9 protein-coding genes and 1 pseudogene are annotated in these 11,057 nt (G+C 51.6%); 1 reads left to right on the top strand and 9 read right to left on the bottom strand.

The genetic code is table 11. From position 1 onward, the window contains the following. From ABWO75_RS12050 to fsa, 5 genes and pseudogenes are all read right to left on the bottom strand, one after another. Positions 1–397 (bottom strand): annotated as a pseudogene (locus tag ABWO75_RS12050) (ribonuclease R); the annotation flags it as partial. Positions 398–425: 28 nt separating this feature from the next. Next, the gene (locus ABWO75_RS12045; RefSeq protein WP_353185871.1) at positions 426–1,136 is read right to left on the bottom strand and encodes a 3'-5' exonuclease; all 711 of its coding nucleotides are present in this window, start codon (positions 1,134–1,136) and stop codon (positions 426–428) included. Positions 1,137–1,138: 2 nt separating this feature from the next. Beyond that, positions 1,139–3,535 (bottom strand): penicillin-binding protein 1C, encoded by a 2,397-nt coding sequence (gene pbpC, locus ABWO75_RS12040; protein ID WP_353185869.1) that lies wholly within the window; start codon positions 3,533–3,535, stop codon positions 1,139–1,141. A 473-nt stretch (positions 3,536–4,008) separates the two neighbouring features. Further along, a complete protein-coding gene (locus ABWO75_RS12035; protein WP_353185867.1) occupies positions 4,009–4,476 on the bottom strand; it encodes a Fur family transcriptional regulator in 468 nt (155 codons plus the stop codon). Between the two features lie 95 nt (positions 4,477–4,571). Further along, positions 4,572–5,231, bottom strand: a complete 660-nt coding sequence (fsa, locus tag ABWO75_RS12030) for a fructose-6-phosphate aldolase (RefSeq protein WP_353185865.1) — start codon at positions 5,229–5,231, stop codon at positions 4,572–4,574. 196 nt (positions 5,232–5,427) lie between these two features. Between fsa and ABWO75_RS12025 the strand changes: the two genes are divergently transcribed. Further along, complete coding sequence (locus tag ABWO75_RS12025; protein ID WP_353185863.1) at positions 5,428–6,654, top strand: MFS transporter; 1,227 nt, start codon at positions 5,428–5,430, stop codon at positions 6,652–6,654. Here ABWO75_RS12025 and rodA read toward each other — a convergent pair. The 4 genes from rodA to mreC all read right to left on the bottom strand — a co-directional run. After that, positions 6,651–7,922 carry a rod shape-determining protein RodA gene (gene rodA, locus ABWO75_RS12020; protein ID WP_353185861.1) on the bottom strand — a complete coding sequence of 424 codons (1,272 nt, stop codon included), beginning with the start codon at positions 7,920–7,922 and terminating at the stop codon, positions 6,651–6,653. The two genes, ABWO75_RS12025 and rodA, sit on opposite strands and share 4 nt — an antisense overlap. Next, positions 7,915–9,861, bottom strand: a complete 1,947-nt coding sequence (mrdA, locus tag ABWO75_RS12015) for a penicillin-binding protein 2 (protein WP_353185859.1) — start codon at positions 9,859–9,861, stop codon at positions 7,915–7,917. The genes rodA and mrdA overlap by 8 nt, the downstream gene beginning before the upstream one ends. A gap of 57 nt (positions 9,862–9,918) precedes the next feature. Next, positions 9,919–10,434: a rod shape-determining protein MreD gene (locus ABWO75_RS12010; RefSeq protein WP_257656889.1), complete on the bottom strand. Its 516-nt coding sequence runs from the start codon at positions 10,432–10,434 to the stop codon at positions 9,919–9,921. After that, positions 10,427–11,057 (bottom strand): rod shape-determining protein MreC (mreC, locus tag ABWO75_RS12005; RefSeq protein ID WP_353185857.1); only part of this gene is annotated, 631 nt, incomplete at its 5' end. The genes ABWO75_RS12010 and mreC, both read right to left, overlap by 8 nt.

Here is an 11,057-nt window from a genome sequence, read left to right as displayed (position 1 = left end):
TACCCCGGCGTTTTTCATAGGTGTGTACCTTTACCCGGTCGCTGTGCAGCGCCTGGCGGAGCTTGCGCGGTGCGATATAAATATCGTCTTCAAACTCGTCCTCGGGAATAACGAATGCCGAACCATCCGCCGTCATATCTACCTTGCCGATGACAAATGCCTGTAATTCTTTCAGGATATACCTGCCTTTTTCGGTTTCCTTGAACCGACCACCCTGTCCCGTCCGCGACTCCTCTTCAAGAATGCTATGGATGGCGCTGCGCGATTCGGGGTCCGAAAGATTGAGTTTGGCGGCCACCTGTTTGTAATTCAGTGGTTTGTTGCCTGATTTTTCGAATATGTCCGAGATGAGCTGTGTCAGGATATGTCGGAAAGCGTTGGTTTTTTTTGTTGACATGTGTGTTGTTTTTTTAATGCAAATAAGGTTATGCAAAACTAATATCCGTTTGTGCAATTAACGGCTCATTGCGCATCCTGCGCAAGATCTGTGCCGTTGTGATGACATCTTTTTCACAATAGACACGGATACGCTCCAGGTTGTTTTCTTCATAGTATACCCGGTATACATCTGCGCCGCTGATGTCGTCTTTGGGTGTGGGGATACCGAATGCCGCCGCGATCAGGCTGAGTGACGCGCTGCTGCGGAAGTCGCCGAACCGCCAAAGATCCATGGTATCCAGGTGATTAATTTCCCACGGTTTCTTGCCGATGACGTTGAGCTGGGCCGGTATCGGCTGACCGTTAATCAGCAATCGTTTACAGAGGTAAGGGAAATCGAACCCCTTACCATTGTGCGCACAGAGAATGAGATTTGGCGGCTGCTGCTGCAACAGCTGCGCAAAACCGGACAATAATTCCGACTCGTCGGTATGGACGAATGATTTCAGGCGGAAACATAGCCGCCCCTGGCTTTGGTGAAATATCCCTACACTGATGCAGACGATTTTCCCGAATTCGGCATACAGGCCTGCGCGGGGGTATACGTCGGCCGGTGTTTCGTCCGCTTCGAGGGCCTGCTTTACCTTATGTGCCCATAATTCCCTGAAATGGTCGGGCAGCTCCGCGTAAACCGCTTTTTGCGACACTGTTTCGATATCAAGTACCAGTACCTGTTGAAGATCAATTGCTTCGAGCATGTTTATTTGGCTAAAATTTCAAATCGCTGGCTGATCCGTGCGCCGTTGGCATCCACCAGCGTGATGGTATGGACGCCGGCGGGAATCGTCAGCGCCAGCTGGTGAAAATTTTCCGTTTCGCCGACGAAGGTTTCATCAAGATGCCAGTATATCCGGCTATCCTGCCTGCGGTGCGCGACGTTGAAAATCACCTGGCCACGCTGCCCATCGATCTCTAAAGGTATGTAAATTTTTGCATTGTTCTTCGGATAAATCATTTCCATGACCTGATTTTGGTCTTCCGGAATACAGCCGGGCGCAAAAGGCGGCAACTCCCGGTAGTTGCTGTGCCGCATTTTATAATAGTAGGCCATGGCAGGGGGCAATACGAACCACTGTCGGCGCACCATGCCTGCAGCCGGTGTGCAGTCGGCGGTTACCCGCAGATTTCCTGCGACGTTGGTATGTATTGCCTGATGGTACGGGCATACGGTCGATTTAAGGCCCATTACCGGCAGGTATACCGTGTCCGGATCGGGACAGTCGACACCGGCGAGATGTCCGCTCTGGCGGCATACAGGCGTCTGTACCATGCGGTCGACCGGGGGGGTAAACCAGCCCGTCGATGGAAGCAGGTCAAAAATATCGAAAAGGATGGGGGCAGCGGTTTCAATTCCTGTAAGACCCGGTCGTCCCTCGCCATCGGCATTGCCTACCCATACGCACACCACGTATCCTGGGGTCAGTCCAACTGCCCACCCATCGCGGAAGCCAAAACTCGTCCCGGTCTTCCATGCGATTTTTTTTGAAGAAGCAAATTGCTCCCACAATCCCTCTTCACCCGGACGCATAACCTCATTCATGGCCTGGAATGTAAAATACAGAGAAGCATGGTCAATGACGGCCGACCGTTCTATCGTGGCTTTCCTTTCGGAGATACGGTCCATATAGGTGGGAGCATGATAGTCGCCTGCATCGTAATTGGCATTGTAACGTGCATAATGGTTCAACGTACGGGCCATGCTGGCGTAAGTGCCCGCCAGCTGCCACATGGTTGTTTCACATCCGCCCAGAATCATGGACAGCCCGTAGAAATCGGCAGGCCGGTCGAGGCTCCTGATTCCCACTTTTTTCAGGAACGGATAAAAACGCTGGTATTTGTACTGCTGCAGCATTTTTACCGCCGGAATATTCAGGGAGCGGCTGAGTGCGCGCGAAGCCGGAATTGCTCCATCATACCCCAGGTCGTAATTCTGCGGCGTGTAACCGCCGATCTGTGTGGGAACATCGGGAATCAGCGTGTGCGGGAGGATTAAGCCGTCCGTCAGCATAGCCGCGTACAGCAAAGGCTTCAGCGTGCTTCCCGGGCTTCGCAGCGCCGTGATCATATCGACCTGGCTTTCGGCTTCGGGATGCTGCGGATGGTGTACATTCCCCACGTAGGCCATCGCCCGGCCGGTCTCCACTTCCAATACCAACGCCGCGGCATTGTGGATGCCGTTAGCGCTGAGGTGGCGGTGATGGCGGTCGATGATGCGTGCCACCTGTTGTTGCAATCCGGCATTGAGCGAGGTACGGATGCGGGTATCCGGCACGGCATCCCGGTATTCGGCTTTGAATCGCTCAAGCAGGTGGGGAGCCAGCCGGGGAAGCGGATGCGGTTTTTCGGGTAACGGCTCCAGCTTGGCAAGGTCGGCTGTGGCCGTGCTGATGGTCTGGTTCGCCGCGAGCCGGTCGAGCAGGCTGTTGCGTTTGGCGAGGAGCAGTGCACGGTTACGCCCCGGATGCACCAGTGACGGTGCATTGGGTAGAACGGCGAGTGTTGCGGTTTCTGCCCACGACAATTGCGCGGGCGGGCGGCCGAAATAACGCCAGGCCGCTGCATCGAGTCCGACGACATTGCTGCCGAAAGGGGCATTGGCACTGTATAGCTTAAGGATCGCCATCTTGCTGTATCCAGCCTCGAGCCGGATGGCCAGGAATGCTTCAATCAGTTTCTGCCCGATGGTACGGGGTTTATTGCGACTCATCCGGATCACCTGCATGCTCAGCGTGCTTCCTCCGCTCACAATCCGGTCGCCTGCCAGGTTCTGCATCACGGCACGGGCCATTGCGGCGGGGTCAACACCTGGATGGTACCAGAAGCGTTTATCCTCGAATGCGACAATACATTTTATGAATTTATCGGGAATGCTGTCCGCTATCGGGAACCGCCACTGTCCGTCGGCCGCAATGGCGGCGCCCAATAGCTCGCCACGCTCGTCTTCAACAACGAACGAGGTAGGAGCAGTGAAGAGGGGACGGGGCAGTGAAAAGTAAAACACAAGCAGAAAAGCCACGATGCATGCAAGGAAGATACGACCCTTCCCGGTGCGGCAAAATGCACCGAACCGCGCAACCTGTTTTTTTATCCATGCCATGTGTTCGCTAAAAGTACAAAAATATCAATCACCTGAACCTTTCGTATTTAAGCTAAAACAGCATCAAATGTTATACTCTATATGAATATTGATATTTCGTTGTTTATAAATAAATTATATATGTATTGCTAAAATTTTATCAATTTATTTATTGGTTGTTTTAGCTTTAATCGCTGTTACTGCGCCTTGAAAGGCGTTTTCTCCTAAAAGGACAGCATCAGCTCGCCTTCTGCTAAAATATATATGTGTATTTTTAATGTATATATATTGATCTAATTAATTTGTATTAAATATATTAAATACAACTTTGTTAAAGTTTTAGCAGGATATATTTTGAATTTTTAGTAATACTTTACCGGCTGAAGTCGTCGTAAAATATAGGGGAAGGAAACATGGGGTTGCAGGTCGCCAACCCGCGGGGTATGGCTTAACGCTTGAGCTAATCCGTTAAATGGTGTGGGCTTTGTTGTCGGTTACTTGGTGATTGTCGTCGAACGGCACTGCGCGCAGAGACCAACGGCATTAATGCCAACCGAATTGAGTTGATATCCTTTGGGCAGGTTGATCTTGGGTAGCTTGATGTCATCGAGGCAATAGATGCTGTTGCATGCCGAGCAGATGAAATGCACGTGCTCATCGTGATGATGGTGCTCGTCACATTCCGTAGAACAGAGGGCATATGTAGCCGTTCCGTGTAAGTCAAAAATCTTATGAAAAATACCTTTCTCCTCGAAGGTCGCCAGCACACGGTACAGCGTTACCCGGTCGATCTCATTGCCGAGCAGCTTCTCCAGTTCGGGTTGGGAAATGGCAGTATCTTTTGCCGCAACCACACCCAATACACAGAGCCGCGGCTGCGTTACCTTCAGCTTGTGCTGGCGAAGCAGGCGTACAAATTTATCGTTCGCCAAAACCGGGGCAGTGTCGATAGCTCTCAACATGGTTTTGCAAAAATACGTAAGCTGACAAGATAAGCAAAAAAAACCGGAAGCAAAAGCGGTTACTTTACTTCCGGTTTACAAAACGGTGTCGTTGCTTATTTCCCCGCGGCCTTGGCATGGTCAGCCAGAAACTGCGCAAGTCCGCTGTCGGTGAGCGGATGTTTGAGCAGTGCGAGAATGGCGGATAGGGGACCGGTCATCACATCGGCTCCGATCCGGGCGCATTCCAGAATGTGTGTCGAATGCCGGATAGAGGCGGCCAGAATCTGGGTTTCAAAATTGTAATTATCATACACCAGCCGGATGTCTTCGATCAGCCCGATGCCGTCAGTGGAGATGTCATCCAGCCGGCCGATAAACGGTGAAACGTACGTAGCCCCAGCTTTGGCGGCCAGCAATGCCTGTCCCGTGGAGAATACGAGCGTACAGTTTGTCCTGATCCCGTTGCTGCTGAAATGTTTGATCGCCTTTACGCCATCCTTAATCATGGGCACCTTAACCACGATTTTTTCATGGAGCGCGGCAAGTTCCGTTCCCTCTTTAATGATGTTTTCAAAATCGGTGGCAATCACTTCGGCGCTTACATCGCCGTCCACAATGTCACATATCGCTTTATAGTGGTTGATGATATTTGCCTTGCCTGTGATGCCTTCTTTGGCCATCAGGCTGGGATTGGTCGTTACGCCATCCAGTACGCCTAAATCCTGGGCTTCGCGGATCTGATCCAGGTTGGCGGTGTCAATAAAAAATTTCATATGCGTTGTAATAAGGTTATCCAGTGGATAAATGAGGAAAATATAAACCGATGGTAAAGGTACGGAATATTGTCGGACTGTAAAAGCCGGTTGCGGTACTTCGGCTGATGGGGTGTTTTGTTCTTCCCATCCCGGTGCTGTGGTATGGAATTTGTGCCGGATACGGCATTCGGAATACAGCCGCTAATCAACAAGCATGTATATTTTCAGAGCCCTTAAACATCGCAACTACCGGCTTCATTTTACTGGACAGGCCATCTCGCTGATGGGTACCTGGATGCAACGTATTGCGGTCAGCTGGCTCGTTTACCGGCTTACTGAATCTGCATTTATCCTGGGGCTTGTTTCGTTTGTTTCTTTGGCACCATCGCTGGTGCTAGCGCCATTTATCGGTAATTTTGTCGACCGCCATAACCGCTACCGGATCGTATTGACTACCCAGTTTGGACTGATGCTACAGGCAGGTGCGCTGACGCTGCTGATCCTCATCGGACACTATAACGTTTGGTGGATCGGTGTGCTGAGTTTCATCCAGGGGGTGATCAATACCTTTGATGTGACGGCACGGCAGTCGCTTATGGTCGAGCTGGTGCCAGAAAAAGCTGACCTTCCGAATGCCATCGCGCTGAACTCGTCGGCGTTTAACGCCGCCCGGATGCTGGGTCCCGCAGTGGGTGGTATATTGCTGAGTAATTTTGGCGAGGCGGTATGCTTCGGCGTCAACTTCGTCAGCTTCATTGCTGTACTGGGTTCGCTTTTTGCCATGAAGCTGGTCGAACGGCCGGTTCCACGAAAACAGGAAAGTGCGTGGCAGGGACTGAAGGAAGGATTTAATTACCTGCGCCACTCTCCGCATCTTTCCTCACTGATTCTCCTGTTGGGTGCATCCAGCCTGCTGGTTATTCCGTATACCACGTTGCTGCCTGTTGTTGCCCGCGAAATGTACAATGGCGATGCCACAATCTTCAGCTGGTTTGAGAGCGCCGCTGGCTTAGGTGCCATGTGCGGTGCCATTTACATGGCCCGGCTCAAAGCAGGCGCGAACCTGCGGTTCCGTGTGATGAAAGCTGCCGGTTTATTTGCGTTCGGGATCCTGCTGCTCTCCTTTGCCGCCTGGCTGCCCATTGCATTGATCAGTACCATGCTTGCTGCGATGGGTATGATGGTTCAGAACTCCAGTATCAACACCTACATCCAGACCCATGCGATGCCAGCGCTGCGTGCGCGGGCCATCAGTTACTATATCATGGCATTCCAGGGGATATTCCCGATCGGGAGTCTGCTGATCGGCGCATTGGCCCAGTTATGGGGTATTCATTATACGCTCGTATTCCAGGGGATAGCCGGTGCGCTGATTGCGCTGGCATTTGTTATTTACATCCGGCAACACATCACACGCCGGTACATTCCTGTTGCGGATTAGGCGATTCCCTTTCGGTTTGAATCGAATTTGAGCATAATGAACAGCAGGATGGTAAAGCTCCATAACGAAGAACCTCCATAGCTGATAAATGGCAGCGGAATGCCGATGATGGGAACAATGCCGATCGTCATCCCGATATTGATGGCAAAATGGAAAAAGAGAAAGCTGGCTACGCCGTATGCATAAATCCGTGCAAAGGCCGTCCGCTGCCGTTCGGCGATATTGATGATGCGCAGCAGGAGGGTCAGGTAAATCCCGATTACTACCATACTGCCCACAAACCCCCATTCTTCACCGACGGTACAGAAAATAAAGTCCGTGCTTTGCTCGGGCACAAAATTAAACTTTGTTTGGGTGCCCTGGAGATAACCCTTGCCCCAGAATTGGCCAGAGCCGATGGCAATCATGGACTGGTTCAGGTTGTATCCCTGTCCGCGCGGATCGTCTATTTTGCCTAAAATGACATCGATCCGGTTCCGCTGGTGCGATTGCAATACGTTTTCATAAACAAATTCAACGGAAAACACATAGGCAGAGCAAAGTACAAACAGCACGGCGAGGTTGGTGATGATCTTCCGTTTTTTCCGGAAATAATAGCAACCCAGGCCACATAATATGCCGATCGCCAAAATCACCGTCCACTGACTGAACGCCAGCGTCAGTACAAAAAGCAGGATTGCCAGTCCGCCCAGCAACATCCACGGCCCCGAAATGTATCCTTCACGGTAAAATACAAAGACCAGCGCAAAAAATGCCAGTGCCGAGCCGGTGTCGGGCTGCAACATAACCAGGGCCACGGGGAGTAGTACGATAGCCGCACCGGTAATCAACGTTTTCAGGTTGGGTGTTTTATTGCTGTGATTGCTCAGGTACCTGGCCAGCAGCAGGCAGGTCGCCAGTTTGGCAAATTCCGAAGGCTGCAGCCGAAAACTGCCAATGGGGATCCAGGCCTGGTTTCCGCCGACATTCCGGCCGACGATCAGTACGGCCACCAACAGCAACAAGGTGATGCCATAGAGTACGGGCGATATCGAGCTGTAAAACTTGGCATCGACGACAAGTATGGCCAATGCGAGGATAAGCGCCGAAAAAATATAAATGGACTGTTTACCGTAATTGGTGTTGACATTGAAAATGCCGGGATTGTCCGGGTCAAATACGGCCGCATGGATGTTGAACCATCCAATGAGGCAGAGGAGGAGCCAGAGCAATACCGTAAACCAATCGACATTGCCGCTGAAAAACTTATTGCGCTGTGGATTATTCATTTCTCCTTACCCGGGATTGGTGGTCAACAAATGCGATTTCATCCGCCAGGTGCCGCGCGGGTGTACGTTGTTTCGGCTTGCCTGCCTGTACCGTTTCCCGCCGCTCGGTTTCTACCTTCGGAAGCAGGTCGGCTTTGTAGATCCGGTCCTGAATATACTGCGGCAGCGTGATGGTATCTTTTAAATACTTTTCTACAAGCATACTAGCGATCGGGCCTGCCCAGGTGCCTCCATATCCGGCATTTTCCACGACTACCGCGAGGGCAATTTTCGGATTTTCACGCGGGGCAAATGCAAAGAATACCGCGTGATCGGCACCATGCGGGTTTTGTGCTGTCCCGGTTTTTCCGCACATTTCAATGTCGGCAATCCGGACGGAGTAGCCGGTACCGCCGGCAACGTTGACCGCCCGGCTAAGGCCCTCGATGACGGGTTCGTAGTATTTCTCATCCACCCCGGCGAATACCTTTTCTGCAAACTCCGGTTTGACGATCTTCCGTTCGCCAATTCCCTTGATCAGGTGCGGCCGGTAATAAAAGCCGCGATTGGCTACGATGGCCATAATGTTGGCCATCTGCAGCGGGGTGACCCCCATCTCGCCCTGACCGATGGACAGGGATATGTTAAATCCGGATCCCCAGCGGTCATTACCGTATCGTTTCGTATAAAAATCGGCTGTAGGCAGCAGGCCGTCCTTTTCACCGGGCAGGTCAATGCCCAATGACTGTCCGATTCCGAATTTCATGATCGCCTCGCGCCAGGCCCCATATGCCTTGGTTGACGGCATGTTGCGCTGGTCGATCATCCGCGCATAGGTATAACCGTAATACGTGTTGCACGACCGTTGAATGGACTTGACCAGGGAAGTGGGGCCATCCACGTGGGTGCACCGCATAATGGCTCGTCCGCCTCCGTAGCGGTATCCGCCCGGACAGTTGAAAACCGTGTGCTCGTCAATCATCCCGGCCTGTTGGGCAGTCAGTGCACTAACCACCTTAAATATCGATCCCGGAGGGTACTGGGCCTGGATCGGGCGGATAAACATGGGTTTATAGGGATTGTACAGCAGCTCCATATAGTTGTTTCCCCGTTCGCGGCCTACCATCATGTTGGGGTCATAGCCGGGGCTGCTGACGAATGCCAGGATTTCCCCTGTTGAGGGTTCAATGGCCACCACACTGCCGATCTTATTTTTCATCAATTTCTCCGCCAATACCTGGATTTCCTTATCGAGGGAGGAGATCAGCTCATCGCCGGCAACGGCAACGGTATCGTATTTGCCCTCGGCGAACACACCCTGGGGCCTGTTGAAGGCATCCACCATCACATTTTTAACACCGCGCTGGCCGCGGAGCAGTTCTTCATATGCACTCTCCACGCCGCTCGCCCCAATATAATCACCCGGCCGGTAAAACCCATTGGAACGTTCGATATCGCGGTCGTTGACCTCCTGGATATAACCCAGAAATTGCGCCGCAACACTGTCGGGATAGTTACGAACCGTCCGGTTCTGCACATAAAACCCGCGGAATTTATAAAGGTGTTCCTGCAGCCGGGCGTATGCGGAAGCCGGAATCTGTTTTTCGAATTGGGAAGCCTTGTAGGGCGAATAATTACGGGCGGTGGTCATCCGCTTTTCAAATCCGGCCCGGTCAATCCCGATTAATTCACATAACAGCGCAGTATCGAGTTCCTGGACTTCCCGCGGAGTAACCAGCAGGTCGTATACCGGTTCATTCTGCACCAGCACTTCGCCGTTTCTGTCGAGTATCACGCCGCGTGCCGGGTAAATAACCACTTTGCGGAGGACGTTATTATTAGCGGAGAGGAGGTAGGAATTATCAATCAATTGCAGGTAAAACAACCGGGCAGCGATAATGATGGCGACGGCAATGAAAATGCCCTGAATAATATATTTACGTGCAAAAAAACTATTCATCAAATAAAACTATGCCGCCTGAAAAATCACCCGGTTCCGGAATTCCACCGCCCCCGATTAACGTTGTTTTTTCCTGTAAAACAACAAACTAAACAATAAAATGATAATAACCGTAAAGATACAACTTAAAAGAATACGGATAAGTGTGTAATGGAATTGATGGAATGTAAAGGTTTCCAGCAGGAACAGCACGCCGTGGTGGAATAAGCTGAGGACAAGTACGTACAGAAAAAACCAGCGAAACGGCACGGTTCCCCAGGCGGGCGTCATGTAACTTTCATAGTTGTCGGTCTGCAGGGTAATCCGCATGAATATAATACGCCCCCAGGCGAGTGCAACGGCTGCCGCGGCATTGATGCCCGGAGTGTCGTAAAACGCATCCACCACAAGGCCTGTTGCAAAGGCGATTGCATATAAGGTAAAGTTGCCGATACCAACCGGCAGCAGCAGGATAAAGAGGATGTAAGGGAAAGGCGTTGCCAGGTTGTAGTACCCGACATTTTTGAACAAAAATACCTGTAGCACAACCAATGCGACAAACCGGATAATATTGTATAGCAGTAGTTTAGCCATCTTTATCAGTTAAGGCCTCCAATGCCGTTTTTTCTTCGGCAAACACATCTTCTACCACATACACCTGCAACAGGTTATGGAAAGGGGTGCTCAGCTCCACCCTGATATCCAAGAAGCTGTCTCCGCCCGATGACCCCGAGTCAACGACCTTCCCGATTTCTATACCGGGCGGGAAGAGTGAATACCCAGAAGTGTATACGCGTTCGCCATCGCGGACTTTTACGTGGTTGGGAATGTCCCGAAGAGCAGCATAACGGGCATCGTAGCTGTCCCCCCAGACCAGTGAACCGAAGGCCTGACTATCTTCCAGTGACGCACTGATCCGGCTTTCACTGTGCAGCAGCGATTGGATCGTGGAGAAATGTTCGGAAACATTGAGCACAATCCCTACAATGCCCTTCGCTCCAATAACCCCCATTCCCTTGCGGATACCGTGTTTTCTTCCTTTATCAATGGTGATGTAATTGTTCTTTTGGTGGATGCTGTTATTGGTTACCCTGGCCACAATGTAATTGTATTGCACCTGGTGTGCACTGTCGACCACCGTCACGCGCTCCACACTGTCGGTATGCGTGAACCGTTGCAGCTGTTCGCGCAGCGATGCATTTTCTTCGGCCAGCCGG

This window comes from Parapedobacter lycopersici (assembly GCF_040395035.1).
Taxonomy (GTDB): Bacteria; Bacteroidota; Bacteroidia; order Sphingobacteriales; family Sphingobacteriaceae; genus Parapedobacter; species Parapedobacter lycopersici_A.
This window is presented reverse-complemented; position numbering and strand designations above follow the sequence as displayed.